The sequence below is a fragment of the Kribbella pratensis genome (genome assembly GCF_004365355.1).
Lineage (GTDB): Bacteria > Actinomycetota > Actinomycetes > Propionibacteriales > Kribbellaceae > Kribbella.
Map to the genome: position 1 here is coordinate 369,571 of NZ_SODP01000001.1, position 25,012 is coordinate 394,582.

25 protein-coding genes are annotated in these 25,012 nt (G+C 68.0%); 9 read left to right on the forward strand and 16 right to left on the reverse strand.

All coding sequences use genetic code 11. From position 1 onward, the window contains the following. Window positions 1-2: 2 nt before the first annotated feature. Window positions 3-2,540 carry a YfhO family protein gene (locus EV653_RS01750; RefSeq protein ID WP_134097278.1) on the reverse strand — a complete coding sequence of 846 codons (2,538 nt, stop codon included), beginning with the start codon at window positions 2,538-2,540 and terminating at the stop codon, window positions 3-5. After that, entirely contained in the window at window positions 2,537-3,529 is a 993-nt protein-coding gene (locus EV653_RS01755) for a glycosyltransferase (RefSeq protein ID WP_134097280.1), read from the reverse strand. The genes EV653_RS01750 and EV653_RS01755 overlap by 4 nt, the downstream gene beginning before the upstream one ends. A 191-nt stretch (window positions 3,530-3,720) precedes the next feature. On the opposite strand from EV653_RS01755, the gene EV653_RS01760 reads away from it, so the two are divergent. Genes EV653_RS01760 through EV653_RS01775 form a run of 4 tightly spaced genes read left to right on the forward strand, consistent with a single transcriptional unit; the run spans window position 3,721 to window position 7,589 of the window. Continuing rightward, window positions 3,721-4,293 (forward strand): TetR/AcrR family transcriptional regulator, encoded by a 573-nt coding sequence (locus EV653_RS01760; protein WP_202871454.1) that lies wholly within the window; start codon window positions 3,721-3,723, stop codon window positions 4,291-4,293. Further along, on the forward strand, window positions 4,290-5,672 hold the full coding sequence (locus EV653_RS01765; protein ID WP_134097282.1) for an MFS transporter: 1,383 nt from the start codon (window positions 4,290-4,292) through the stop codon (window positions 5,670-5,672). Before EV653_RS01760 ends, EV653_RS01765 begins: the two co-directional genes overlap by 4 nt. A gap of 40 nt (window positions 5,673-5,712) precedes the next feature. Further along, the gene (locus EV653_RS01770) at window positions 5,713-6,339 is read left to right on the forward strand and encodes an MOSC domain-containing protein (protein ID WP_134097284.1); all 627 of its coding nucleotides are present in this window, start codon (window positions 5,713-5,715) and stop codon (window positions 6,337-6,339) included. Continuing rightward, a complete protein-coding gene (locus tag EV653_RS01775; RefSeq protein ID WP_134097286.1) occupies window positions 6,336-7,589 on the forward strand; it encodes an MFS transporter in 1,254 nt (417 codons plus the stop codon). The genes EV653_RS01770 and EV653_RS01775 overlap by 4 nt, the downstream gene beginning before the upstream one ends. Before the next feature lie 3 nt (window positions 7,590-7,592). Here the strand turns inward: EV653_RS01775 and EV653_RS01780 are convergent, their stop codons facing one another. From EV653_RS01780 to kduI, 3 genes are read right to left on the reverse strand one after another with little or no spacing between them, the layout of a single operon-like run. Continuing rightward, complete coding sequence (locus EV653_RS01780) at window positions 7,593-8,357, reverse strand: IclR family transcriptional regulator (protein WP_238159503.1); 765 nt, start codon at window positions 8,355-8,357, stop codon at window positions 7,593-7,595. A 23-nt stretch (window positions 8,358-8,380) separates the two neighbouring features. Beyond that, on the reverse strand, window positions 8,381-9,133 hold the full coding sequence (locus EV653_RS01785) for an SDR family oxidoreductase (protein ID WP_134097288.1): 753 nt from the start codon (window positions 9,131-9,133) through the stop codon (window positions 8,381-8,383). Beyond that, window positions 9,130-9,954 carry a 5-dehydro-4-deoxy-D-glucuronate isomerase gene (kduI, locus tag EV653_RS01790; RefSeq protein ID WP_238159504.1) on the reverse strand — a complete coding sequence of 275 codons (825 nt, stop codon included), beginning with the start codon at window positions 9,952-9,954 and terminating at the stop codon, window positions 9,130-9,132. The genes EV653_RS01785 and kduI overlap by 4 nt, the downstream gene beginning before the upstream one ends. Window positions 9,955-10,102: 148 nt before the next feature. Here kduI and EV653_RS01795 point away from each other — a divergent pair, with 148 nt between their 5' ends. From EV653_RS01795 to EV653_RS01810, 4 genes are all read left to right on the forward strand, one after another. Further along, on the forward strand, window positions 10,103-10,513 hold the full coding sequence (locus EV653_RS01795; RefSeq protein WP_202871455.1) for a hypothetical protein: 411 nt from the start codon (window positions 10,103-10,105) through the stop codon (window positions 10,511-10,513). A 38-nt stretch (window positions 10,514-10,551) separates the two neighbouring features. Beyond that, window positions 10,552-10,737, forward strand: coding sequence for a tautomerase family protein (locus EV653_RS01800; protein ID WP_134097290.1), 186 nt, complete (start codon window positions 10,552-10,554; stop codon window positions 10,735-10,737). 125 nt (window positions 10,738-10,862) lie between these two features. Further along, window positions 10,863-11,888 (forward strand): aspartate-semialdehyde dehydrogenase, encoded by a 1,026-nt coding sequence (locus tag EV653_RS01805; RefSeq protein ID WP_134097292.1) that lies wholly within the window; start codon window positions 10,863-10,865, stop codon window positions 11,886-11,888. A gap of 177 nt (window positions 11,889-12,065) precedes the next feature. Beyond that, complete coding sequence (locus tag EV653_RS01810) at window positions 12,066-13,901, forward strand: AMP-dependent synthetase/ligase (RefSeq protein WP_134097294.1); 1,836 nt, start codon at window positions 12,066-12,068, stop codon at window positions 13,899-13,901. 22 nt (window positions 13,902-13,923) lie between these two features. On the opposite strand, the gene EV653_RS01815 is transcribed toward EV653_RS01810, so the two are convergent. From EV653_RS01815 to EV653_RS01840, 7 genes are all read right to left on the reverse strand, one after another. Further along, window positions 13,924-14,604 (reverse strand): IMP cyclohydrolase, encoded by a 681-nt coding sequence (locus EV653_RS01815; protein WP_134097296.1) that lies wholly within the window; start codon window positions 14,602-14,604, stop codon window positions 13,924-13,926. 3 nt (window positions 14,605-14,607) lie between these two features. Continuing rightward, window positions 14,608-15,483, reverse strand: a complete 876-nt coding sequence (locus EV653_RS01820; protein WP_134097298.1) for an alpha/beta fold hydrolase — start codon at window positions 15,481-15,483, stop codon at window positions 14,608-14,610. Between the two features lie 17 nt (window positions 15,484-15,500). Beyond that, window positions 15,501-15,818 (reverse strand): response regulator transcription factor, encoded by a 318-nt coding sequence (locus EV653_RS40925; RefSeq protein ID WP_166679238.1) that lies wholly within the window; start codon window positions 15,816-15,818, stop codon window positions 15,501-15,503. Window positions 15,819-15,856: 38 nt separating this feature from the next. Further along, a complete protein-coding gene (locus tag EV653_RS01825; RefSeq protein ID WP_134097300.1) occupies window positions 15,857-16,291 on the reverse strand; it encodes an SRPBCC family protein in 435 nt (144 codons plus the stop codon). Continuing rightward, window positions 16,288-17,184 carry an N-acyl homoserine lactonase family protein gene (locus tag EV653_RS01830; protein WP_238159505.1) on the reverse strand — a complete coding sequence of 299 codons (897 nt, stop codon included), beginning with the start codon at window positions 17,182-17,184 and terminating at the stop codon, window positions 16,288-16,290. Before EV653_RS01830 ends, EV653_RS01825 begins: the two co-directional genes overlap by 4 nt. 104 nt (window positions 17,185-17,288) lie before the next feature. Then, on the reverse strand, window positions 17,289-17,975 hold the full coding sequence (locus tag EV653_RS01835; protein ID WP_134097302.1) for a Crp/Fnr family transcriptional regulator: 687 nt from the start codon (window positions 17,973-17,975) through the stop codon (window positions 17,289-17,291). 32 nt (window positions 17,976-18,007) lie between these two features. After that, window positions 18,008-20,023 carry an MDR family MFS transporter gene (locus tag EV653_RS01840; RefSeq protein ID WP_134097304.1) on the reverse strand — a complete coding sequence of 672 codons (2,016 nt, stop codon included), beginning with the start codon at window positions 20,021-20,023 and terminating at the stop codon, window positions 18,008-18,010. A gap of 86 nt (window positions 20,024-20,109) precedes the next feature. Here EV653_RS01840 and hemW point away from each other — a divergent pair, with 86 nt between their 5' ends. Next, complete coding sequence (hemW, locus tag EV653_RS01845) at window positions 20,110-21,321, forward strand: radical SAM family heme chaperone HemW (protein ID WP_134097307.1); 1,212 nt, start codon at window positions 20,110-20,112, stop codon at window positions 21,319-21,321. Between the two features lie 66 nt (window positions 21,322-21,387). Here hemW and EV653_RS01850 read toward each other — a convergent pair whose 3' ends face one another. From EV653_RS01850 to EV653_RS01865, 4 genes are read right to left on the reverse strand one after another with little or no spacing between them, the layout of a single operon-like run. Next, window positions 21,388-22,188 (reverse strand): ABC transporter ATP-binding protein, encoded by an 801-nt coding sequence (locus EV653_RS01850; RefSeq protein WP_134097309.1) that lies wholly within the window; start codon window positions 22,186-22,188, stop codon window positions 21,388-21,390. Beyond that, window positions 22,185-23,087, reverse strand: a complete 903-nt coding sequence (locus EV653_RS01855; protein ID WP_134097311.1) for an ABC transporter ATP-binding protein — start codon at window positions 23,085-23,087, stop codon at window positions 22,185-22,187. The genes EV653_RS01850 and EV653_RS01855 overlap by 4 nt, the downstream gene beginning before the upstream one ends. Next, window positions 23,084-24,004 carry an ABC transporter permease gene (locus tag EV653_RS01860; protein WP_238159506.1) on the reverse strand — a complete coding sequence of 307 codons (921 nt, stop codon included), beginning with the start codon at window positions 24,002-24,004 and terminating at the stop codon, window positions 23,084-23,086. The genes EV653_RS01855 and EV653_RS01860 overlap by 4 nt, the downstream gene beginning before the upstream one ends. Window positions 24,005-24,019: 15 nt before the next feature. Beyond that, on the reverse strand, window positions 24,020-25,009 hold the full coding sequence (locus tag EV653_RS01865; protein ID WP_134097313.1) for an ABC transporter permease: 990 nt from the start codon (window positions 25,007-25,009) through the stop codon (window positions 24,020-24,022). Window positions 25,010-25,012: the final 3 nt, after the last annotated feature.

Below are 25,012 nucleotides of genomic sequence, written 5' to 3' on the forward strand. Positions count from 1 at the left end.
CACTACCACCCCTGCCGTCCTGCTGCCCGCCGCCGGAGCACGAGCAACGCGGCGGCCACCAGCATCAACCCGAGCAACGCGATCGCGCCGACGGCCAGCCCCATTCGTGCCCCGACAGGCCGATACGCGCACGAGACGTCCGACGCACCTGCCGGTACCGCGACCGCGAGCAGACCGCCGCGGGCGCTGGGGTTGCGGCTCGCCTTGCCGTCCACCGAGCAGCGCCAGCCGTCGATCCGGACCACCGCGATCACGACCGCCGCGGCCTCGCCCGGCTGCAGCCGGACATGGATGCTGTGACCGCCGACGGTCACCGCGGACACCTTGCTCGCGCCGAGCTGGGTCGCGGCGGCCTCGAGCCGGTCCCGGTGCAGGCAGCCGATCGGCGACGAGGGCAGCTTGGTGCGCGCCGAGAGCCGCAGCTGCACCTCGACTTTGCCGTCCGCCCCGGCGGTCCCCACCCGGAGCATCGGCGCGCCGGAGTAGATGCCCGGGCTCTTTGCCTTCGGGTCCAGGTTCGTCACCCAGTGGTGGCCGTCGACGAGTACGTCGCCGACATAGATCGGTGCGGCGAACCAGACCTCGGAACCTGGCGCACAGGTCGCGTGCAACCGCGTCTCGAGCGGCAACACAGCGCCGGCAGTCGGCGCGATCGTCAGCCCACCCCGCCGATCGGACACGCTGACCTCCGGGTCCTTCTCGCCCAGCACCTTCGGGATCGTGTAGACGTCAGCGCCCAACGCCGTCTCCTGGACCCCGAACGGCCCCGGATCGCGGGAAAGGAAGGGTTTCGCCGGCCGCACGGTGACCAACGGCGCAGAGTCGTACCGTTCGAGCTTCGGCACCTCGTCGTCGCCGACGACCACCCGGTGGCGGATCGCGAACGCGACGTCGATCACCGGGTTCTGCGGGTCGATCGTCGCCCGCCCGTACGAGCTGTACCCGAATCCCAGGTCCAGCAGTTGTTGCGAAACCCGGTCCGGAATGGTGCTCGAGTAGTACTGCGGGCCTTCGCCACCGATCAGCATCGGATCGTTGACGGTCTGGTCCGCGCCCGGGGCCGCGCGATGCATCGGCCAGTCCGAGGCCGACTCGACCAGGCCCCGGATCGCCGTATGCTGCTCGCCCCACGGCGCCTTCGCGCTGAGGATCTTGCTCCGCTGCGCGTCGATCGCCGCCGACGAGACCGAGACCTCGGCGATGACCGCGCCGACCAGGATCGCCACCGCGAGGCCTCTGAACCGGTCCGGCCGACGGCTCGCCAGCCACGCGGCGACGCTGATCACGATCAGCAGCGGTACGACGACTCGTGTGGTCGTCGTGGTGGTCCGGACGTTCCACGTCACCACGTACAGAACGAGTACGACGCCGACCGGCGCCGCGACGGCCAGCGCCGTACGGAGCCCGGACGCCGCGGACATCCAGCCGACGATCACCAGCAGACCGGCGACGACGAACGCCTGCCGGTACTGGCTGCCGTTCGGGGTGTCGAACCCGTGCCACACATCGTGGGTGAAGTCCACCTGCATGCTCAGCATCGTCAGAGCGACCGTCACCGTCCAAACGATTCGCTCCCGCCCCGGAACCGCTCGGTTGAAGGGGAAGCTGACCACAAGCAGCAACAGCACTGTGCCGACCGCGAGCCCCGGTGTGGCCCCGACACCCTCGCTGCCGGGCAGCAACCTGGCCAGGAAGTCGATCGCGCCGATCGGCCTGAACGCGACATCCGGACTCGGCCGCGCCGCCTGCACGATCCGGAACGTCGGCAGCAGCAGCGGCGCCGCCAACCCGATGCCGAGTCCGACGGCAATGATGCAGCGGACCGCGCCGGTCAGTCGATGCCGCCACGACACGCTTGCGTCGTACGCCAGGATCCGCGCCGCTACGACGATCGCGGCGCCGATCGTTGCCATGTAGACCGTGTAGAAATGCGACGTCCACAGCAACGCAATCACGAGCGGTGAGACGAGGAGCGAGACTGCCGACCGCCGGCTGAGGATCCATTCGCAGAGCAGGCAGATGATCGGGAACGCGATCAGGCCGTTCAGCCAGACGCTCATGTACGCCGCGTCGTCGATCGCCCAGCCGCACGCGCCGTACGAGATACCCGCGACGGCCGCGATCCATGCCGGACCCGGACGCAGCCGGCGCAGGTACGCCGTCATCGCACCGGCCGCGATCCCGATCGCGAAGACGTCGACCAGGAACAGTGCGAGGTCGATGTGGTCGCGGGGAAACAGCAGCACGATCCAGGACAGCGTCGAGCCGACGTACGCCATGAAATCGCCCAGGAACGGTACGCCGAAACCGCTCGACCAGTTGAAGAACAGGTCCCCGACGCCCTGGCCGGTGAGCATGTCGCGGTAGTGCGCGTACATCGGGACGAACTGCTGCCCGAGGTCGTTCGTGCTCCGCGGGCCGTCCCCGAACGGATAGGTGCCGCGGATGACGCCGCTGATCACGAACGTCAGCCCGGCTGCGACCGCGGCGGCGAGCACCGGCCACTGTCGCCGGATCCGGGCCCCGGGACCTCGCCTCATCCCACCGTCCGGCGTGCGTCGACACCGGCCTCTGCAGACTCGAGGAACTGCGTCGGCGCGGGGTGCCGGAGGTAGCTCAGCCGCGCCGCCTCCTGCCGGTTCCGGCCGACTGCGTCGAGCAGATAGCCGAGCACCGCCAGCAGAATCGCGACCAGTCCGATCGACGACGCCAGGATCGCTGTCGGGAAGCGTGGGACCAACCCGGTGTCGAGGTACTCGAGGACGACAGGCAGGCCGAGCACCAGAGCCAGCAGACCGAACGCCGCCGCAAGAGCGCCATGGAACAAGGTCGGTCGCTCGAGCCGCGCCAGGTGCAGGATCCACCCCAGGATCCGCACACCGTCGCGATACGTCCGGAGCTTGCTCTCGCCGCCCTCCGGCCGCTCCTTGTACCCGACCTCGACCTCGGCCACCGGGACCCGCAGGTGCAGCGAGTGGATCGTCAGCTCGGTCTCGATCTCGAACTCCTGGGACAACGCGGGGAACGACTTGACGTAGCGCCGGGAGAAGGCGCGGTACCCGCTCAGCATGTCGGTGATTTCGCGGCCGAACAGCGTGCCGACGGCACCGGTCAGCATCCGGTTCCCGAGCGTGTGCCCCGGGCGGTACGCCGCCACGGTCGAGTGGCGTCGTACGCCGACGACGTGGTCGTACGGCCCGGTCAGGAGGACCTCGACCAGGTCGGCCGCGCGGGCGGCGTCGTAGGTGTCGTCACCGTCGATCAGCAGGTACACGTCGGCCTCCACGTCGGCGAACGCGCGCCGGATCACGTTGCCCTTGCCCTTGCGCGTGACCAGTCGAACGATCGCGCCGGCGTCCGCGGCGATCGCCGCGGTGCCGTCGGTCGAGTTGTTGTCGTACACGTAGATCCGCGCCGTCGGCAACGAGTCGCGCAGCTCGGTGACCACCTTCCGCACCGCCGCCGCCTCGTTGTAACACGGCACGATCACGGCGATCTCGGCTTCCCCCGTGGTGTGCACCTGTCTCATGTCCCCTCCGTCACCTCCCCCGAGGTACACACGACAGATGCTCCGGGCCGGCTTTTCGGTTGCATGAATCGCAGAAATAGTTATCTAGACCAGAAATCTTTACATTCGGTGAGCTGTCTGCGACGTGACGCTCACCACGGGTCAGGGAACGGAGTTGAAGTTAGTAGTTACTACCTACTAACTTCGTTGGTATGCGGATGACTGGGCGGGAGCGGCGTGAGCAGATTCTCGGGATTGCCGAGGAGGAGTTTGCGACCGCCGGGTTGTACGGCGCGTCGACCGAGACGATCGCGCGGCGGGCGGGGATCACGCAGGCGTACGTGTTCCGGCTGTTCGGGACGAAGAAGCAACTGTTCCTGGCGTGTGTGGATGCCGCGTTCGGGCGGATGGCACTGGCGATGCTGGCGGCCGCGGGCGGGTCGTCCGGGATCGAGGCGCTGACGGCGATGGGGCAGGAGTACAACGACATGCTCGCCGATCGGACGACGCTGCTGCTCCAGCTCCAGGGCACCGCAGCCGCCGCAGCCGGTGACGGCGAGGTGCGCGACGCCGTCCGGGCAAGCTTCGCCCGGTTGTGGCAGGCCGTCGCCGACACCGCGCAACTGGATCCGGTCACGATCAAGTCGTTCCTTGCCTTCGGCATGCTTCTCAACACCAACGCCGCCCTCGACCTGTCACAGGTCGACGAATCGTGGTCCCAACAGGCCAGAACCCGAATAAAACCAGGCCTTTTCAACCACATCACCACCGAGACGAACCGATGAACACCGCCACCAGGCACGCCCCGGCGCCGGGACTGCTGGCCGGGTTCCTGGTGTCCGTCGGCCTGGCCGGCGCGGTGATCGGCAGCCTCGGTGCACCCCTGATCACGGCGGTCTCCGAGGAGTACGACGTTTCGCTCGCCGCCTCGCAGTGGACGTTGACGATCGCGCTGCTGGCGGGAGCCGTCGCGACGCCGGTGTTCGGTCGGCTCGGGGCCGGCCCGCGGCGGCGTACCGTCGTCCTCGGGATGCTCGGGGCCGAGGTCGTCGGCAGCCTGCTGACGGTTCTGCCGTTGCCGTTCGCGTTCCTGCTGATCGGCCGCGCGTTGCAGGGATCCGGGCTCGGTCTGGTGGTGCTGATGATGGCCGTTGCGCGGGACCATCTCGAGGAGCACCGCGCGGCGCGGACGATCGCCTTGCTGTCGGTCGCGTCGACGGCGGGGATCGGGATCGGCTACCCGTTGTCCGGTTTGCTGACCGACCTCGCCGGCGTCCGCGCGGCGTACGGGCTCGGCCTCCTGATCACCGCGGCCGCGTTCATCGCCGCGGTGGTCGCCCTGCCGCACGCACCAGAGCGCCCGGCGGCGCGGCTCGATATCCGCGGCGCGATCCTGCTGGCGATCGCGTTGCCTGCCCTGCTGCTCGTCATCGGCGATACCGGCCTCTGGCGGCATCACGCGGGCCTGGCGATCGGCATCCTGGCGGCTGCACTCCTGCTCCTCGTCGGTTGGACAATCCTCGAGGCTCACACCGAGAAGCCGCTGGTCGACGTACGCCTGCTCCGTCATCCTGCGGTCGCTGCCGCCAACCTGGTGATGCTGACCGGCGGCGTCGGGATGTACCTGCTCTTCAGCCTCATCACCCGCTACGTGCAGACCCCCGTCGACGCCGGCTACGGATTCGGGCTGAACACCTTCGAAGCCGGTCTGGTGCTCGTCCCGTTCTCGATCCTCGGCTTCGTCGCCGGCCGCCTCGTCCCCGGTTGGCGCGACCGCCTCGGCGCCCGATGGTTGCTGGCAGCAAGTACTGCGGTGGTCCTCGCGGCGTTCGTACTCTTCGCGGTCACCCGCTCACACCTGATTGAACCGATCCTTGCCATCGGCATCCTCGGGTTCGGCGTCGGCGCGTTCTCCGCGGCTATGCCCGCCGTCATCCTGGCTGTGACACCGACAGCGGAGACCGCGAGCGCGATGAGCGTGAACGCCGTCGTACGCAGCGTTGGCTTCTCCACCGGCAGCGCCCTCGGCGGCCTCATCCTCGCCGCCCACACCACCGGCGTCTTCCCCAGCGAGTCCGGGTACGGCGCTGCCGCGTGGATCGGCGCCGCCGCGACCGCGGCAACCCTGGTGATCATCGCCATACTCCCGCTCAAGCGGCAATAAACCAGTGGTTCGCGGCCGGGCGGCCGGGGAGGATGCTGGTATGCGCGTTCTGACGGTCAATGTGGTGGAGAAGCTGATTCCGGGTCCGAAGGACACGGGATTCACCGCGATCGACAAGCGGCCGCAGCCCGGCCGGGTCCGCGTCGGTGAGCTCGGCCTGGCCGGCGACCGCGTCTGCGACACCGAGAACCACGGCGGTCCGGATCTCGCCCTCTACGCGTACGCCGAAGAGGATGCGAACTGGTGGGCCGCCCAACTCGATCGCGACATCCCGACAGGCCTGTTCGGCGAGAACCTGCGCACCGAGGGGCTCGACATCAACGGTGCGCTGCTCGGTGAAGTGTGGCGGATCGGTGACGAGGTCGAGGTCATGGTCCGTGCGCCGCGCATCCCGTGTATCACCTTCCAGCACCGCATGCAGGAGCCCCACTGGGTCAAGCGCTTCCACCAGGCGGGCCGTCCCGGGGCTTACTTGAAGGTGCTGCGCGAAGGCACGATCGGCGCCGGCGACCCGATCGAGATCGTCAGCCGCCCGGAGCACGAGGTCACCATCGCGCTGATGTTCGCCGAGCAGGATGCCCCGAAGATGCAGCAAATGCTCAGCTCCGGCGTCGACCTGATGGAGGAACTCCGCGACGTCGCGCAACGCGTGGCAGCACGCGGATGAGCGCCCCGTCGGGGGCGCAGTCGGGGACGCGGTCTGTACGCCGGGGAGTCCTGCCCGAGCCCGGACCGTTGCGGCCATTAGCTCTCGCCACTCTGCTCAGCCGGGTCGGCAACGGCCTGTTGATGACGGTCAGCGTCCTGTACTTCAACCGGATCGTCGGACTGTCGATCGCACAGGTCGGGCTCGGTCTCACGGTCGCGGGGTTGTTCGGGCTGCTGTCCGCCGTGCCGCTCGGGCATCTGGCGGACCGGCGTGGGCCGCGCGGTCTGTTCGTCGTCCTGAGCCTGATGGTGTGCGGCCTGTCGCTGCTCTACCTCGGTGTGCACAACTTCTGGCAGTTCCTCGTCGTGAGCATCGTGCTGACGATGATCGATCGCGGCGCGGGTGCTGTCCGGGCAGCGTTGATCGCCGCGGTGACGGTCGGCGCGGGACGGGTCGCGGCTCGTGCGTACCTGCGGGCCGTCACGAACATCGGCATCATGGCCGGCGCCGCGGTCGGCGCTTTCGCGCTGCATTTCGACACCGCCACGGCGTACCGCCTGATGTTCGTCCTCGACGCGGTGCTGAGCAGCATCGCGGCCTTCGTCGTACTGGCGATTCCGCGGGTCGCACCGCACCATCGTGATGACGACGGACCGGTGTGGATCGCGCTGCGCGACCGCGGCTACCTCGCGGTCGCGGCGCTCAACGCGGGCATGAGCATCCACTTCGCCGTTCTCGATGTCGCGATTCCGCTGTGGGTGGTCGACCACACCGACGCCCCGCGCTGGACGGTCGCGTTGCTGCTGACCATCAACACCGTGGTGGTCTCGCTGTTCCAGGTGCGGTCGTCGCGCGGCATCGCCGATCCCACCACAGCCGCGCGCGCCACCCGCACCGCCGGGTTGTTGCTGCTGGCCTCGATGGTGCTGCTGGCCGGCGCGACGTGGGGCAACGCGCTGATCGCGGTCGCGCTGCTTGCCGCGGGCGCGCTGGTCCAGGTGATCGCCGAGCTGATGCAGTCCTCCGGCTCGTTCCTGCTCAGCTTCGACCTGGCGCCGAACCACGCTCAGGGTCAGTACCAGGGCGTCTGGAACACCAGCATGTCGATCAGCACGATGATCGCGCCGACCGTTCTGGCTCTGTTGCCGCTCGGGCTCGGCGTCCCCGGCTGGATCATCCTCGGCGTCTGGTTCGCCCTCACCGGCGCGCTGTTCGTGCCGGTGGTCCGGTGGGCGGAGAGTCGTCGGCCGGCACCGGTCGCGGTGTAGCCCTCAGTTGGTTGGTTCGCGGTAGCCGAGGGCGGCCGAGATCTTCCGGGCGGCCTCGATCGCGGCCGGGGCCATCAGAGCCACCTGGGCGATCGACTGCTCCAGCGACAGCGTGGAGATGCTGACGGCGGCGACGGCCGCGCCGGTGTGGTCGTGGATGACGGCGGCCACACAGCGGATGCCGGGCTCGTTCTCCTCGTCGTCGAGCGCGTAGCCACGGGCGCGCACCTGCGCGAGATCGGCCTTGAGCGCGGCCGCGGTGGTGTGCGTGAGCGGCGTACGCGCCGGCAGACCTGTTCGGGTGATGTGGACGTCGAGCTCCTCTTCGTCCTTCTCCGCAAGAAGCGCCTTGCCGATGCCGGTGCAGTGCAGCCAGATCGCCTTGCCGACGCGCGACGGCATCCGGTACGGCTTCGGGCCGTCGAGACGGGCGACATAGATCGCCTCGTCGCCGTTCAGCAGCCCGACGTGCACCGTGCAGCGCGTCTGCGCGACGAGGTCCGCCAGGACCGGGCGGGCGACGGTGGCCAGGTCGACGTTGGTCAACGCGTGACCGGCCAGCCGCAGCGCCTTCGGGCCCGGGTGGTACGACCCGTCGTCGGCCTGCGTGACGAACTCGTGCTCGACCAGCGACGCCATGATCCGATGCACGGTCGACTTGGCCAGCCCGGTCGCGTTCACCACGTCGGTGAACCGCGAGTGCTCCAGTACGGCGTCCAGCACCATCAACGTCTTGTCGATGGCCGAGGGCGAACTCATGTCGCTCATCCTGCCACTCCTCTCCGGACGAATTATCTGGCCAGCCAGCCGCCGTCGACGGCGAGAACGTGGCCGTTGACGTAGTCGGCCGCCGTGGAAGCGAGGAACACCGCCGCGCCGACGACGTCCTCAGGCCGTCCCCAGCGACCGGCCGGGATGCGCTGCCGGATCGCGGCCTCACGGGCCGGGTCCGCGCGCAGCTCGGTGGTGTTGTCGGTACTGATGTACCCGGGCGCGATCGCGTTGACCTGCACACCGGCCGGACCCCACTCGTTGGCCAGCGCCCGGGTCAGTCCCGCCACCGCATGCTTGCTGGCAGTGTAGGCCGGAACCGAGATCCCACCCTGGAAGCTCAGCAGCGAGGCGACCGTGATGATCTTCCCGGTACTGCGTTCGGCCATCGCGGCCCCGATCGGCCGGGTGACTGCCCAGGTGGAGTTGAGGTTGACGTCGATCACGTGCTGCCAGTCCGCGGTCGTCGTCTCGGCCGCCGGCGTGCGCCGGATCGTACCGGCGTTGTTGACCAGGATGTCGATCGTGCGTTCCCTGGCCAGCCCGGCAGCGGTCGCTTCGACCGCGGCAGGATCCGCGAAATCGGCGATCACCACGCTCGCCTCGCCGCCGCCGTTCTGCTTGATCGCCTCGAGAGTGTCCTCGAGCGCCGCGTCCCGCGCCATCAGGATCAGCTCGGCGCCGGCCGCGGCGTACCCCGCTGCGATGGCGGCGCCGATGCCGCGACGCGCGCCGGTGACGAGCGCAGTACGCCCCTCGAGGCTGAACGTCACCGCAGGTCCTGTACGTCGACACCGTCCATGTCGCCGAATGCCTGGTTCTCGCCGGCCATCGCCCAGACGAAGCTGTACGACGACGTCCCGCAGCCGGAGTGGATCGACCAGCTCGGCGAGATGATCGCCTGCCGATCCGCGACCAGCACATGCCGGGTCTCGTCGGGTTCGCCGAGGAGGTGGACGATCCGCTCGGTCTCGGGCAGACCGAAGTACAGATAGCACTCGGTACGGCGGTCGTGGGTGTGGGCGGGCATGGTGTTCCAGGTGCTGCCTGCGTGCAGTGTCGTCACGCCGAGCACGACCTGGCAGCTCTGGACGCCGTCCGCGTGGATGTACTGGTCGATGGTGCGACGGTTCGCGGTCTGCTGATCGCCGAGCTCGAGCCGATTGCCTTCACCGGGGTTGACCTGTGCGGTCGGGAAGGCGGTATGCGCGGGCGCGGAGAAGAGGTAGAACGCCGCATCAGGCCCCTCGAAGACGACCTCGCGTACGCCGCGTCCGACGTACAGGCAGGCGCCGGTGGTCAGCTCGTACTTCGTGCCGTCCGCGGTGACCGTGCCGGGGCCGCCGACGTTGACGATGCCGGCTTCGCGGCGTTCGAGGAAGTACTCGCTGCGCAGCTGTGGATATGTCTCCAACGTCAGGGGCCCGTTCGTGGGGCGGGCGCCGGCGAGCACGATCCGGTCGTGGTGGGTGAGCACCGCGGTGATCGCGTCCGGGACGAAGAGGTCGTCCACCAGATAGTGGCGGCGCAGCGCGGCGGTGTCGAAACCGGGCAGCTGCTCGGGATGGGTGGCGTGCCTGATCTGCAGAGTCACAGAACTAGGTTCTATATAACGGAACCACTATGTCAATCGTCGAACCGTTGCAACGCGACGCGGAATGTTCCATGTTCCGTGTCTTGACACTGAGTTCTGGTCCACGGAACCTTCCAGTCAATCGCCCATCGCCCCTGGGAGGATCCTGATGACCACTCTGGACTGGACGCTCCTGGTCGCGTACTTCGTGTTGATGGTGCTGATCGGGCTCCGGTCGCGCACCAAGATCAAGACCGTCGTCGACCTGGTCGCCGCGACGATGGGGCCGATCGCGATCCCGCTGATGCTCGGCCTGCTGCCGTGGTTCCGGCGGAGCGGACTGCGCGCCGCGCTGGCATCGTGGGCGATCGGCCTGATCGCGTGGGCGATCGTCAAGTACGGCGCCGGCTCCACCGACCAGACCGTGGTCGTTGCGTTGCCGCTGGCAACTTCCTTGGTCGTGTACATCGGCCTCGGCGTGCTCCTGCCGGAGAACCGCTCGGAGGTCGACGACCTGGTCGACTCGCTCAACACCGACCCGGACGAGACCGCCGCCCGCCCCGCCGCGGTCCTGTCCTGAAACACTGGCCCGACCCCAACCCTCAGGAGAACAACCCCATGCCGAACATCACCGTCGAACTCCTCTCCGGCCGCACCCTCGACCAGCGCCGTGAGTTCGTCGCCGCCGTCACCGACTCCGCCATCGCGATCCTCGGCGCCAAGCGCGAGTCCGTCCGCATCGTCTTCCAGGAAATCGAAAAGACCGACGTCGCCAACGGCGGGACCCTCGCCGCCGACGTCTGACCGACCGCCGTCCTTGGGCACCCACCAACCACTTTCGCGCCCGCGGAATGGTTGGTGGGTGCTCAAGGTCGCCGGATGGTGAAATGCGCCGAAGCGCGGCGGGCCGGGGGATTAGGGTTTTGGATATGCGAGTAGGTGTTTTCGGAGCCACGGGCCAGGTCGGAAGCGTCATGCGGGAGCTGCTCATCGAGCGGAAGTTCCCGGTGGACGAGGTGCGGTTCTTCGCATCGGCGCGATCGGCGGGGAAGACGCTGCCGTTCGGTGACAACGAGATCACTGTCGAGGATTCCGCGACGGCGGACTTCTCCGGGCTGGAGCTTGCGCTGTTCTCCAACGGGAAGACGGCGTCGAAGGAGCTTGCGCCGAAAGTTGCCGCGGCGGGGGCTGTGGTCGTCGACAACTCGTCTGCGTGGCGGATGGATCCCGACGTACCACTCGTCGTCTCCGAGGTGAATCCGGGCGACCTCGACGATCTGCCCAAGGGCATCGTCGCCAATCCGAACTGCACCACGATGGCCGCGATGCCGGTCCTCGCCCCGCTGCACCACGAGGCGACGCTGACCAGGCTCGTCGTCTCCACCTACCAAGCCGTGTCCGGCTCCGGCGGTGTCGGTGTGGAAGAGCTCGAGGACCAGGCCCGCGCCCTCGCCGTACCAGGCGGGAGGCTTGCCCGCGGGACTGAAGGCATCACCCTCCCGGAACCCAAGGTGTACGCCGGCCCGATCGCCTTCAACGTGCTCCCGCTCGCCGGGTCGATCGTTGCCGATGGCACCGGTGAGACCGACGAGGAGCAGAAGCTCCGCAACGAGAGCCGCAAGATCCTGCACATCCCGGACCTCCCGGTCGCCGGCACCTGCGTCCGGGTGCCCGTCTTCACCGGCCACTCGCTCAGCATCCACGCCGAGTTCGCCGAGCCGATCACGCCGGAGCGCGCCACCGAGATTCTCGGATCCGCACCGGGCGTCGCCGTCACGGACCTCCCGACCCCGCTTCTCGCGGCCGGTCAGGACCCGTCGTACGTCGGACGCATCCGCCAGGACCAGTCCGTGCCGGGCAACCGCGGTCTCGTCCTGTTCGTGTCGAACGACAACCTCCGCAAGGGCGCCGCCCTCAACGCCGTACAGATCGCAGAACTCCTCGCCCAGCGATAAGCAGTGCGACGCTGGGCCGGAGACGATCAGCACGGATAGTGAGACGAATGCCACCCGCCGTGTGTGCATGTTGCGGAAACGTAATGGAGAAGGTGCACCCGGGCGAGCGAGTGCCATGGTCAGGACCGGTCGCTTGCGATTACCCTCCGGTTACTTGACCCCCGATGGAGGCCAGTTATGAAGCCTGTCGCCGATTCCGGCCAGCTTGCTCTCCTGAGCAACCGCAAGGACACGATGGCCCAGATGTTCCTGGAGCGCGTGGAGGCGACTCCTGCGCGGGAGGCGTTCCGGTTCCCGCGGGGGGAGCAATGGACGTCGGTGACCTGGCGCGAGACCGAGGAGCTGACTCGCCGGCGCGCGGCCGGGCTGATCGCGCTCGGCGTCGAGCCGGAGCAGCGGGTCGCGATCGCCTCCAGCACCCGGATCGAGTGGATCGAGTGCTACCTGGCCGCCGTACTCGCGGCTGCCGCGACCACCACGATCTACCCGACGACGATCTCGTCCGACGTGGCTTTCATCGTGGCCGATGCCGACGTACAACTCGTGTTCGCCGAGGACGCGGGCCAGGTCGACAAGCTCCGCGAGCACCGGACGGAGACGCCGTCGCTGCGCAAGGTCGTCCTGATCGACGGTACGCCGGTGGAGAGCGACGGCGACTGGGTCATCTCCCTGGGGGACCTCGACGCGCTCGGCGACGAGTACCTCGCTGAGCACCCGTCCGCGGTCGACGAGCGGATCGCGGCGATCAAGCCGGACGATCTGTGCACACTGATCTACACCTCAGGTACGACGGGCCGGCCGAAGGGCGTGCGGTTGCCGCACTCGGCGTGGACGTACGAAGGCGTCGCGGTCGAGGGGATGCGGGTGCTGTCGCCGGACGACCTGCAGTTCCTCTGGCTGCCGCTGTCGCACGTGTTCGGGCAGGTGCTGCTCGCCGTACAGTGCCAGATCGGGTTCGCGACCGCGGTGGACGGCCGGATCGACAAGATCGTCGACAACGCGGCCGTTGTCCAACCGACGTTCATGGCGGCGGCGCCGCGGATCTTTGAGAAGGCGCACGCGCGGATCCGGACGATGATCCAGTCCGAGGGAGGCGCGCGGGCGCGGATGTTCGACTGGGCGTTCGGGGTGGGGGCCAAGGTCTCCGCATTGCGGCAGGCGGGGCGGGAGCCTTCGGGTGTGCTCGCGGCGCAGTTCGCGGTCGCGGATCGGTTGGTGCTGTCGAAGATCCGGGCGCGCTTCGGCGGGCGGATCCGGTTCTTCGTGTCGGGTTCGGCGGCGTTGGACAAGACGCTGGCCGAGTGGTTCCACGCGGCCGGGTTGCTGATCCTCGAGGGGTACGGGCTGTCCGAGACGTCGGCGGGCTCGACGTTGAACCGGCCCTCGCAGTACCGGCTCGGGAGCGTCGGGCCGGCGTTCCCGGGGACGCAGTTCAAGATCGCCGAGGACGGGGAGATCCTGATCAAGGGCGACGGCGTGATGAGCGGGTACCACAACCAGCCCGCGCAGACGGCCGAAGTACTGGACGTCGACGGGTGGTTCCACACCGGGGACATCGGCCACTTCGAGGACGAGTTCCTGTTCATCACCGACCGCAAGAAGGATCTGTTCAAGACGTCGGGCGGGAAGTACGTCGCGCCGCAGGTGATCGAGGGCCGCTTCAAGACGATCTGCCCGTATGCGAGCCAGTTCATCGTCCACGGGAACAAGCGGAACTTCGTCTCCGCGCTGGTGACGCTGGACCCCGACGCCGTCGAGGGCTGGGCTGCGGCGAACGGCATGGGCGGGAAGCCGTACGCCGAGATCGTGACGTCCGACGCGGCGCAGGCGATGGTCCAGGGCTACGTCGACGAACTCAACGCGACTCTCAACCGCTGGGAGACGATCAAGAAGTTCACGATCCTCGACCGGGACCTGACGGTCGAGTCCGGCGAGATGACACCGAGCCTCAAACTCAAACGCAAGTACGTCGAAACCGAGTACGCCGACGTTCTCGACAAGATGTACGAGTAGCCGTCTGCGACTGCAGAGGGCGTCACCTGTGCTGCAAGCGGACCTCGCCGAAGGCGGGAGTATCGAGGCGAACGGTGATGGCTGCGACGCGGAGAGATGGTTGCAATGACCGCCAGACGAGGTCGGTGAGGTCGGACCAAGTGAAGGGGACGGCGACCACCTGCGGATGGCCGTTGGTCACGATCTGGGCCGCGGAGCCGGAGTAGGTGGTTGTGGTGACTGCCGTAGCGGTGGCGACCTGGGATGTGTAGAGGGACGGGTGCTGGGTCAGCTCGGGTGCGCCGTCGTACGCCCGCGCCGAGCCGACCACTACCTCGTTGAGTTCAAAGCCGGTGATTGTCGCCGCGGCGGTGATGCGTGGCGTGCGGATGGGTGGGTCGGGCTCGTAGGTCAGGTGGCGGAGAGCGAGTTGCAGATCGGGTTGCTGGGGGCGGAGCGCGGTGAGGTCGCTGACCTGGGTGCCGTTGCCGACTATGACCCAGTGGTCGCCGCGGGTGGCGGCGGTGTAGTGGCGTAGGTCGTCGGTCGGGCCGCCCGAGGTGTCGCGGACGACGATCTCCCGCTCGTGGACGACGAGCTCACGCGACTGCGATGCGGGTGAGCGGCCGGTCAGCCAGTAGGTGAAGAACGGTACGCCGTCGGCGTCGCGGCCGATCGCGAGCCCGCGGCCGGGGTACTCGACTGATTCTCCGAGTGAGCGCACGCCTCAGCGCCCCAGGAACTTGCGGATCGACTCGACGTACTTCGTCGGTTCCTCGTCATGGATCGAGTGGGCCGAGCGATCGAAGATCTCGAGGGTGGACTGCGGGAGGCGGGTGGCGAGGTCGCGGGGGAGGTCGAAGCCGACGTGGCGGTCCCACAGCGCGGCGAGGATAAGGGTGGGTACTTCGATGCCGGCCAGATCGTCGGCCAGGTCCGCGCGCTCGGTGCCCACCAGGGCCATTGCCATCTCCGGATTGGATTCCGGGGCGTCGGGGTCGTCGGCGGGGATGTTGGCCGGGTCGTAGTAGAAGAAGTCGGCCGCGTTCTCGCTCTGGGCGATGGCGCCGATGGCGGCGAAAGTGCGCTCGATCGGGTCGGTGAGAGGCTCGAGTTGATCGCGAAGAGCAGTGCGCTCGTCCGGGGTGAGGATCGGGTCGACCGCGGCCGGGCGCATCGTCCACAGGCCGGGGTGGAGCGGGTCGACGATCGGGGGAGCGTGCAGGATCAGCCCATCCACATGATTGCTGTGGGCAACGGCGTACTCCGCGGCCAGCAGGCAGCCGAACGAGGCGCCCCACGGCACGATCCGCTCGACGCCCAGCGCCGTACGCAGGTCGTCCAGGTCGGCGACCAGCTGCGCCATCGTGTACGTGCTCGGGTCCGACGGACGCGCCGTTCGCCCACACCCGCGCTGGTCGTAGAAGACGACCGGCGCGAACTCCGCGACCGCGCCACCGACGGAGCGTTCGATCGAGTACGAGCTCTCGCCCGGCCCGCCGTGCACCAAGACCAGCGGTACTCCGTCATGCGAACCGCCCGCGACCCGGACCCAGTGATCGACCCCACCTGCGGAGATCGTCCGCACTCCGTCACTCAACATGGGTGCGAGGATACGGCTCAGCGGTTCAGATACGCGAGGACGGCCAGAACGCGACGGTTTCGTCGTCGGACGCGGGCAGGTCGAGCTTGGCGAAGATCGCGGCGATGTGTTTGGTGACGGCGCTGATGGACAGCGTGAGTTGTTGCCCGATCGCGGAGCTTGGCGACGAGCTGCGGATCCATCGCGGTACCGCCGGCGGCCACCGACCGTACCGCCTCGACGAACTGTTCGGTGTTGAACACCCTGTCCTTCAGCAGATAACCGACCGAACCATTGCCATCAGCAAGAAGTTCGCGCGCATAGAGCTGCTCGACGTCCTGCGACTGCCCAACCACCCTGCACTTATCCCCACCCAGCATCGCAATCCCGTGGGTCAGTGCGGAGTCTGTTCGAGGAGTTGCTTCAGTGCGGCGAGGTTTGCGGCGACCGCTGATTTGATGCGGCCGGCGGCGATCGGGGCCAAGAGCTTTGACGGACCCGATGGCTGGAGGTTGACCGTGTTGGTGAGGATCACACCACCGTCGACCGCTTCGAGGGTGTAGGTGAGGACGGCCGGGAGGGAGCTGAGCGTGCCCGAGACGGTCAGTTTTTGGTCAGGGACGAGCTCGGTGATTTCCAGGGATTCCTCGCTGTGCACAGGGATCGTGCGGGTCTGCAGGTAGCGGGTGCCCACGCCGGGTGGTCCGGGGGTGAGCTGCCGGGTTTCGGATAGCGCGTAGTTCCACCGCGGGAGGTTCTCGAGGTTCGCCAGGTAGGCGAAGACCGTGGCCGGCGGGCGCTCGATGGTGATCGTGTTGGTGAATTTCATTGCGGCCGCCGTGAGCTGTCGACGAGGCGCTGAGCCGCGGTCGGATCGTGGGCGGGGAGAACGACCAGGCCCGGCAGGTGGTCGGCGAGGGTCAGGACCTTGTCGGTGGTCCGTGCGAGTTCGCCGCGGTCGCCGACTCCGGGTAGCTGGCGGCGTTCGAGCAGCCCGGCCTCGTACGTCAGGTCGCCAACCATCAGCAGTGGCGGCAGCTCGCGCCGGCGTACGAGCATCGAGATCGACCCAGGCGTGTGACCGGGCGTCGGGAACAGGAGGATCGATCCGTCACCCATGACGTCGTACGCTCGAGGAAACGGCGTCAGGTCGACGTCGGTGGTGAAGTCGATGTGCTTCCAGCGCGCCCCCGGTACGTCGATGTGCGACCGGAGGAAGCCGCGCGCCTCGGGGGAGAAGCCGGACAGCTGGTCCCATTCCGCTCGGGTGATCAGCAGTTCGCTGCCGCCGAGGTGGGGGATCCCGCCGATGTGGTCCTGGTGCAGGTGCGAGATGACTGCCTTGTCGACGTCGGCGGTCGAGTACCCGAGGGTGCCCAGTTGCGCGTCGAGTGTTTCCTGCTCGGCAATGTGGAACTTGGCCAACCGGTCGTACACGACCCCATTGAACCCGCCCGGGAAGTACGACGGATCGGTCACCGAGGCGCGGTCCTGACCGGTGTCGAACAACACCAGTCCGTTCGCGTGCTCGATGACGTACACGTTGATCGGGCGGGGCGGCAGCCAGCGGCGGGACGTGAGCAGCCACCAGTACAACGGCTTCCGCGAGCCGTAGGCGTGTTCGGGGTGGATCTCGACGCTGCCGGTGCTGATCACCGATACCGCCCGGACCGGGTCACCGGTGCCGGTGCGCGCCGGCAATCTGGTCGCTTCCGTGGACACTTGAACTCCCTTCGGGCCCCGACGGATTCGGGGCCGAGGGCATCAGTCTTCGGGAGAGCCGCGGCCGCGTCTGTGACTTTTGTAGTGCGCGGGCGTAACCGAGGTCACGCGTCGTCGGGGTTCCAGGTCTGGTCGTGGAGACCGGTCGGATCGAGGATGTGGACCTTGTCGGCCGACGTGGCAACCAGCCCGGCCAGCCGGAACTCCCGCAGTACGCGCGCCACCACCTCGCGGACCGAACCGACGGAATCCGCGAGGTCCTGCTGGGACACTCGGGCGACGAGCTCGCCGCGTGGACCCTGCTGGGTCGACGCGAGGTCGAGCAGGTGAGAGGCGACCCGCTGTCGCACCGTGCCGAAGGCGTTCACCGCGGTCTGCTGCAGGTTCTCGTACAGCCGCCGGCTGAGCTCCTCCGCCAGCGCCCACCCGACCCGGCTGTCGGCACGCGCCGCAGTCGTCAGCAGCCCCGCGTCGATCCGGAAGATGGTGCACTCGGCCAGCGTCTGTACGCCGACGTCGGCCGGACCCGCGACAAGTACGGCGATCCCGAGTACGTCGCGAGCCCGCGCGTACCGGACTGTCACCTGGCGCCCTTCCGGCGAGGACATGTAAACGCGCAGCAACCCCCGAACAACCAGCACTGCGCGCGGCGTGGACCGCTCCCGGTACAGCGTGCTGCCGGCCGGGTAATCGATCCGATCACCCGTCGCCAGCAACCGCTCGATCAGCTCAGCCGGCAATCCTCCGAGGAAGCTGCCGGCCAGAGCCGCCGCCACGTCCCCATCAGCCATCCCCCAAGCATGGGGCACCGGCACCGGCGAAGCTACTGAGTACTTGCCAGGGCCGCGGCGTGTTTGCCGGTGGTGAGGGATTGGCCCTGGTCGATCATTTGTTCGGCGATGCGGTCCACGGCGTGGGAGAAGGCTTCGGAGTTCTCAGGGTCCCAGTCGGTGAGGCGGTCGAGCATCCAGATGCGGAAGGCGCCGACGAAGCGCTGGAACATCTCCATGCCGAGTTGGGTGAAGCGGTAGTGCCCGAGCGTCTCGGAAAGGTAGCCGTCGGCAACCAGTTGGTCGGCGAGCGGTTCCAGCACACCGGGTGGCATGCGGAGGTCGCCGGTGATCTCGGCCAGGGTCGCCGAGCCCTTCTCGGCGCCGCCGCGGAAGACCCGCATGATCATCCAGGCCTGGGCGTTGGTGAGCGGGATACCGGACTCGGCCAGGACCTCGGGCGCGGGGTTGCGCTTGTGGTGCTGTACGACGAGTGCCGCGAGCTTCTGAAGCTCGTGCTCGGAGTCGAACGACGCCGGGGCCGCGAAGTTCTCGCCGACATCGGAGGCGGCCATCCGCGCGGAGTCGCGGAGCGGGACCTCCTTCAGCAGCAGCGCAGTGATGAACCCGAGCGCCGCCACCGGGACGGCCCACAGGAACACGGTGTGCAACGAGTCCGCGTACGCCGCTGTGACCGCTGATCGCATCGACTCAGGGAGATTGCGAACGCCCTCGACCGTCGTCACCACGCGGGGATCCGCGCCGGTGGCCCGGACGGCTTCCTCCAGATGAACCGGCAGATGGTGGGAGTAGATCGACCCGAACACTGCGACCCCGAACGAGCTGCCCATCGTGCGCAGGAAGCTCACCCCGGACGTCGCGACCCCGAGATCCGCATAATCGACGGTGCTCTGGACAACGACCGTCGGGACCGGCATGCACAGACCGACACCCACCCCGAGGACGACCATGTAGCCGGCCGTGACGACGTACGACGTGGAGTTGTCGAGCAGGGACAGCAGGAACAACCCGACACCGATGAGGACCGTGCCGACGATCGGGAACACGCGGTAACGGCCGGTCTTGCTGATCGTCTGACCGGTCACGACCGACGCAACCAGCAGACCGCCGACCAGGGGCAGCATCTGCAGGCCGGACTCGGTCGCCGAGGCGCCGTGCACGAACTGCAGGTACGTCGGCAGGTACGTGACCCCGCCGAGCATCGCGAACCCGATGATGAAGCTCATCACGGCACACACCGTGAACACCCCGGACCGGAACAAACGCAACGGCAGCAACGGCTCCGAGGCACGCTGTTCGACCAGGACAAACAAGCCGAGGGCAACCAATGAGCCGATCGCCATCGTGATGATGACGGGCGACGTCCAGTCGTACTCGTTGCCGCCCCAGGTCGTCACCAGCGTTAGCCCGGTCGCGGCGAGCGCGATGAACAGGATGCCGAGATAGTCGATCTTCGGCTCGATCGCGGCCTTCACCGACGGCAACGTGATCGAGGCGACGACCAGTACGACGATGCCGAGCGGGATGTTCACGTAGAACGCCCACCGCCAGCTGAGGTGGTCGACGAACAACCCGCCGAGCAATGGTCCGGCGACGGTCGAGACACCGAAGACCGAGCCCATCACGCCCTGGTACTTCCCGCGTTCGCTCAGCGGTACGACGTCCGCGATCACGGCCATCGCGGTCACCATGATCCCGCCGGCGCCGAGGCCCTGGATCGCGCGGGAGCCGACCAGCCACAGCATCGAGTCGGCCATCCCGCACAGGGCCGAGCCGCCGAGGAACAGCACGACGCTGATCAGGAACATCGGCTTGCGTCCGTACAGGTCGCCGAACTTGCCGACCAGCGCGGTCATGATCGTCTCGGCGAGCAGGTACGACGTGACGACCCAGGACAGGTGGTTGGCGCCGCCGAGGTCACTGACGATGGTCGGCAGTGCGGTTGCGACGATCGTTTGATCGAGGGCCGCGAGCAACATTCCGAGCATGATCGCGACCACGACCGCGTTCCGGGTGCGACGTCCGACAGGCTGGGCCTCGGTGTCCATACGCCGAATGTAGCCATTTCCGGACATCGTGTGACCACGAAACGACGGAGATCCGGTCAAGAAAAATAGGTCCGTAGGATGGGTGGGTGCCGTCAACAGTGCCCGAGGGGGAGGTTGCGCCCCGGGACGGGGCGTTGCCGGAGTCTGCCGTGCGCGAAGCCGCGGACCGGCCGTTGGGGTTCTACCTGCATGTGCCGTTCTGTGCCTCGCGGTGCGGCTACTGCGACTTCAACACTTACACCGCCAAGGAGCTCGGTGGCGGTGGGTCGCAGGCGTCGTACGCCGAGACCGCCGTCCGCGAGGTGCGACTGGCTCGTCGCGTGCTGGGGGAGCTCGACCGTCCGGTCGACACCGTGTTCTTCGGCGGCGGTACGCCGACGTTGCTGCCGGCCGCCGATCTCGGGAAGATGCTGGCCGCCGTTCGGGACGAGTTCGGGCTGGCTCCCGACGCGGAGGTGACGACCGAGGCCAACCCCGAGTCGGTCGATCCCGCGTACCTCGACGAGCTGCGGGCCGTCGGCTTCAACCGGGTCAGCTTCGGCATGCAGAGCGCGTCGTCGCAGGTGCTCAGGATCCTCGACCGCCAGCACACGCCGGGGCGTGCGTTGCAGGCTGTCAAGGAGGCGACCGCGGCCGGCTTCGAGCATGTCAACCTCGATCTGATCTACGGCACCCCGGGCGAGTCACTGGACGACTGGCGCGCATCGCTCGAGTCGGCGCTGTCCGCTCAGCCGGATCACGTGAGCGCGTACGCGTTGATCGTCGAGGACGGGACGCAGTTGGCGCGGCGGATCCGGCGCGGTGAACTGCCGATGCCGGACGACGACGATCTGGCCGACAAGTACATCCTGGCCGACGAGCTGCTCTCCGCCGAGGGTCTGCGCTGGTACGAGGTTTCCAACTGGGCTCGCAGTACGGCGGCCCGCTGCCGCCACAACGAGCTCTACTGGCGCGGCGACACCTGGTGGGGCATCGGCCCCGGCGCCCACAGCCACGTCGGCGGCACCCGCTGGTGGAACGTGAAGCACCCCAGCGCGTACGCCGAACGCCTCAACACCGACGAAAGCCCAGCTCAAGCCCGCGAAACCCTCGACGAGGAAACCCGCCGCATCGAACGAGTCCTCCTCGAGGTGCGTCTGGAAGCCGGTCTGCCGCGAGAGGTCCTGGACGAGCCCGGCCGCGCCGCCGCCGACCAGGTAGTCGAGGACGGTCTCGCGGTGCTCAACGGCGACCGCCTGGTGCTGACCGACCGAGGCCGGCTGCTGGCCGACGCGGTGGTTCGGGATCTCTTGCCGTGAATTGATCAGAAGCGATCACAGCAGGCCGTTGACGACTGTTGTGAGCAGACCCCTCGAAGGATGTCCTCAGTGGCCGAGTTCGGCCAATCGGCGCTCCGGTGCGGGAGACGCCTCGGCGAGCAGCTGCGTGTACTCGTGCTGCGGGTTCAGGATCACGTCGTCGGCCGACCCGTGCTCGACCACTGCGCCGTGGTACAGAACCATGATCTCGTCGCTGAAATGGCGTGCGGTCGCGAGGTCGTGGGTGATGTAGAGAACCCCGAGGTTCTCCTCCCGCTGCAGGGCGGCCAGCAGGTTGAGCACGCCGAGCCGGATCGACACGTCGAGCATCGACACCGGCTCGTCGGCGACCAGGATCGCCGGCTCCGGTGCGAGCGCCCGTGCGATCGCCACTCGTTGCCGTTGGCCACCAGATAGTTCGTGCGGCTTCCGGCCGACGTAGTCCTCGTCCAGCCGAACCCGCCGCAGCAGCTCCAGTACGCGCTCGTCCACCTGCTCACGGGTGAAGTCCGGATGGTGCAGTGTCACCGGCCGGGCCAGATGATGGCCGATCGTGTGGTAGGGATTCAGCGACCCGAACGGGTCCTGGAAGACCATCTGCACAGCCTTCCGGTACGCCGCCGCGCGCGCACCGCGATACTGCATCGGCTCGCCGTCGACGAGGATCGATCCGGACGTCGGCCGTTCGAGCTGCATCAGCAGCTTGGCGATCGTCGACTTGCCCGAGCCGGACTGACCGACGAGCGCGATCGTGCGCCCCGGCGTCAGCTCGAAGCTGACGTTGTCGACCGCTCGCAATCGCGTCGTCCGCAGGCCTTCGCGGAGCCGGTACTCCTTCACCATCTCGCGCATTTCGAGGACACTCATCGGCTCTCCATTTCGACGGCCTCCACGGTCTGCTCCGTCTCGTCCAGTTCCGTGCCGTCTAGGTCGCCGAGGTCGCCACTGCGGACGAATCCGCCGCGTTCGCCGGTCAGGCTGGGGAACGACGAGAGCAGGCGCCGCGTGTAAGGGTGCTTGGGTTTCGTGTAGAGCGTGAGCGCGTCGTCCAGCTCGACGATCAGGCCGGCCCGCATCACCGCGATCCGGTCGCTGATCTCGAGCAGCAGCGGCAGATCGTGGGTGATGAAGATGACCGCGAACCCGAGCTCCGCACGCAGCCTGGTGATCTCGAGGAGGATCTCCCGCTGTACGACGACGTCGAGCGCAGTCGTCGGCTCGTCCATGATCAGCACCTGCGGCTCGAGCGCGAGTGCCATCGCGATCATCACCCGCTGCCGCATCCCGCCGGACAGCTCGTGTGGATAGGCCCTGAGCCGGTTCCGGTCGACACCGACCCGCTCGAGGAGCTCGCCGCTGCGAATCCGGCGTTCGGCTTTGGTCAACTCGGGCCGATGCGTGATGAACACGTCCTCGAGCTGTTCGGAGATCCGCAGTACCGGGTTGAGCGAGTTCATCGCGCCCTGGAAGACCATCGCGATCTTGTCCCAGCGGAACGCCCGTAGGTCGTCCCCGGCGAGCCTCGACAGGTCGACGTCGTACCCTTCGCGCGACGAGAACACCACGCGTCCGGAGGTGATCTGCGCCGGCGGTTTGAGCAGCCGGGTGATCGCGTACGCGAGCGTCGACTTCCCGCAGCCGCTCTCGCCCGCCAGGCCGAGGATCTCGCCGCGTTCCAGCGTGAGCGAGACCTCCCGGACCGCGTGCACGGTCGTCTCGGCCAGGTAGTCGATGCTGAGATTCTCGATGCTGAGTACAGGACTCATGACTTCACGCTCCACTTGTTGCGCTCGGCGCGCGTCTGCGAGCGCAGCTTCGGGTTGATGATCTCGTCGATCGAGAAGTTGATCAGCGACAAGGCCGCGCCGAAGAGCGCGATCGCCAGACCGGGTGGCGCGAACCACCACCAGGCGCCGAGCCGGAGCGCGAGCCCGTTCTGCGCGTAGAACAGCATCGTGCCCCACGTGAACGATCCCGATGCGCCCAGGCCGAGGAACGACAGCCCGGCCTCCCCGAGGATCGCGAAGATCACCGCGAACACCACCTGCGACGCGAGCAGCGGGATCAGGTTCGGCAGGATCTCGACGAACAGGATCCGCCAGCGTTTCTCACCGCTGATCCGGGCGGCGAGCACGTAGTCCCGGCTGCGCACGCTCAGGGTGAAGCCGCGCAGGACGCGCGCCGACCCGGCCCAACTGGTGATCGCGAGGACCGCGGCCACCAGCCAGATGGACTTGTTCGGCACGTAGCTGGAGATCAGGATCACCAGCGGCAGGCCGGGAATGACGAGCATGATGTTGGTGAACAGCGAGAACGCCTCGTCCGCCCAGCCGCCGACGAACGCCCCGACGATGCCGAAGAACGACGACAGCAGCAAGGTGAGCGCGCCGACCACGACGCCGATGATCAGCGATCCGCGGGTCGCGTAGGCGAGCTGGGCGAAGACGTCCTGACCGGTCTGCGTGGTGCCGAGCAGGAAGCCGTTGCCGGGGCCGGTCAGTCCCAGGTCCCGGACGGTCGACGGATTGCCGACGAGCAGCGGGCCGACGACACCGAACACGACGATGATGCCGGCGATGCCGAGGCCGACGGCCAGCTTGAGCGTCATCGGCGGCAGCCGGCGCCGGGCCGGCGCCGCTTGCGAGGTCGCCGCCTGCGCCGCCCCTTCAGTGGTGATGGCCAAATCAGTTCACCCCGTTCAGGATCGCGCGCGGGTGCGCGGGTCGATGACGCCGTACAGCAGATCGACGAGCAGGTTGGCTCCGAGGACCGCGAGCGTGATGATCAGGAAGACGCCTTGCATCAGCGCGTAGTCGTTGTTGCCGACGGCAAGCAACAGGGCGGAGCCGATCCCGGGGTAGGTGAACACCGCCTCGGTGACGATCGAACCGGCGACCACGAAGCCGAGCGAGATCGCGAACCCGGAGATCGACGGCAGGATCGCGTTGCGGGCCACGTAGCGCGAACGGATCCGGCGTGGCGTGAGTCCTTTCGCCTCGGCGGTGACGACGAAGTCCTCGGACAGGGTCGAGACCATCATGTTGCGCATCCCGAGCATCCAGCCGCCGATCGACGAGATGACGATGGTCAGCGCCGGGAGCGCGCCGTGGTACACGACCGACTGCGCGAACGGCAGGTTCCACCCCGGCGTCACGGAGTACACGTCGTACCCGCCGTTGAGGGGGAAGACCGGCCACGTGCTGCCGAGCAGGAACAGCAGCAGCAACGCCAGCCAGAAGTACGGCACCGACTGCAGCATCGTGGTGACGGGGATCAGGTTGTCGATCCACGATCCGCGGCGCCAGCCGGCGGCCCGGCCGAGCAGGATGCCGACGGCGAACGAGATCACCGTCGCCAGCCCGATCAGGCCGACGGTCCAGGGCAGCGTCTGGCCGATGACCTGGGAAACCGGCTCCGGGAAGTACGCGATCGAGGTCCCGAGGTTCCCGGACACGAGCTGGTGCAAGTACGTCCAGTACTGCGCCCACAGGGACGAGTGCGTGTCCGTCCCGAGCAGCGCCTCGATGGCCGCCCGGGTCGTCGGGGTGACCGGACCTTTCGTCGCCAGCTTGGACAGCATGAGGTCGACCGGGTTCCCCGGCATCAGCCGGGGAATCAGGAAGTTCAGCGTCAGTGCTGCCCAGAGGGCGGCGACGTAGAAGACGAGCTTTCGCAGCAGATAGCGCACAGT

Coding starts and splice junctions, on each gene's coding strand:
- EV653_RS01855 (WP_134097311.1), bottom strand. CDS start 23,087: ATGAGTCCTGTACTCAGCATCGAGAATCTCAGCATCGACTACCTGGCC.
- EV653_RS01750 (WP_134097278.1), bottom strand. CDS start 2,540: ATGAGGCGAGGTCCCGGGGCCCGGATCCGGCGACAGTGGCCGGTGCTC.
- EV653_RS01800 (WP_134097290.1), top strand. CDS start 10,552: ATGCCGAACATCACCGTCGAACTCCTCTCCGGCCGCACCCTCGACCAG.
- EV653_RS01795 (WP_202871455.1), top strand. CDS start 10,103: ATGACCACTCTGGACTGGACGCTCCTGGTCGCGTACTTCGTGTTGATG.
- EV653_RS01755 (WP_134097280.1), bottom strand. CDS start 3,529: ATGAGACAGGTGCACACCACGGGGGAAGCCGAGATCGCCGTGATCGTG.
- EV653_RS01850 (WP_134097309.1), bottom strand. CDS start 22,188: ATGAGTGTCCTCGAAATGCGCGAGATGGTGAAGGAGTACCGGCTCCGC.
- EV653_RS01760 (WP_202871454.1), top strand. CDS start 3,721: ATGCGGATGACTGGGCGGGAGCGGCGTGAGCAGATTCTCGGGATTGCC.
- EV653_RS01810 (WP_134097294.1), top strand. CDS start 12,066: ATGAAGCCTGTCGCCGATTCCGGCCAGCTTGCTCTCCTGAGCAACCGC.
- EV653_RS01825 (WP_134097300.1), bottom strand. CDS start 16,291: ATGAAATTCACCAACACGATCACCATCGAGCGCCCGCCGGCCACGGTC.
- EV653_RS01820 (WP_134097298.1), bottom strand. CDS start 15,483: ATGTTGAGTGACGGAGTGCGGACGATCTCCGCAGGTGGGGTCGATCAC.
- EV653_RS01780 (WP_238159503.1), bottom strand. CDS start 8,357: ATGAGCGACATGAGTTCGCCCTCGGCCATCGACAAGACGTTGATGGTG.
- EV653_RS01765 (WP_134097282.1), top strand. CDS start 4,290: ATGAACACCGCCACCAGGCACGCCCCGGCGCCGGGACTGCTGGCCGGG.
- EV653_RS01840 (WP_134097304.1), bottom strand. CDS start 20,023: ATGGACACCGAGGCCCAGCCTGTCGGACGTCGCACCCGGAACGCGGTC.
- EV653_RS01805 (WP_134097292.1), top strand. CDS start 10,863: ATGCGAGTAGGTGTTTTCGGAGCCACGGGCCAGGTCGGAAGCGTCATG.
- EV653_RS01775 (WP_134097286.1), top strand. CDS start 6,336: ATGAGCGCCCCGTCGGGGGCGCAGTCGGGGACGCGGTCTGTACGCCGG.
- EV653_RS01835 (WP_134097302.1), bottom strand. CDS start 17,975: ATGGCTGATGGGGACGTGGCGGCGGCTCTGGCCGGCAGCTTCCTCGGA.
- EV653_RS01770 (WP_134097284.1), top strand. CDS start 5,713: ATGCGCGTTCTGACGGTCAATGTGGTGGAGAAGCTGATTCCGGGTCCG.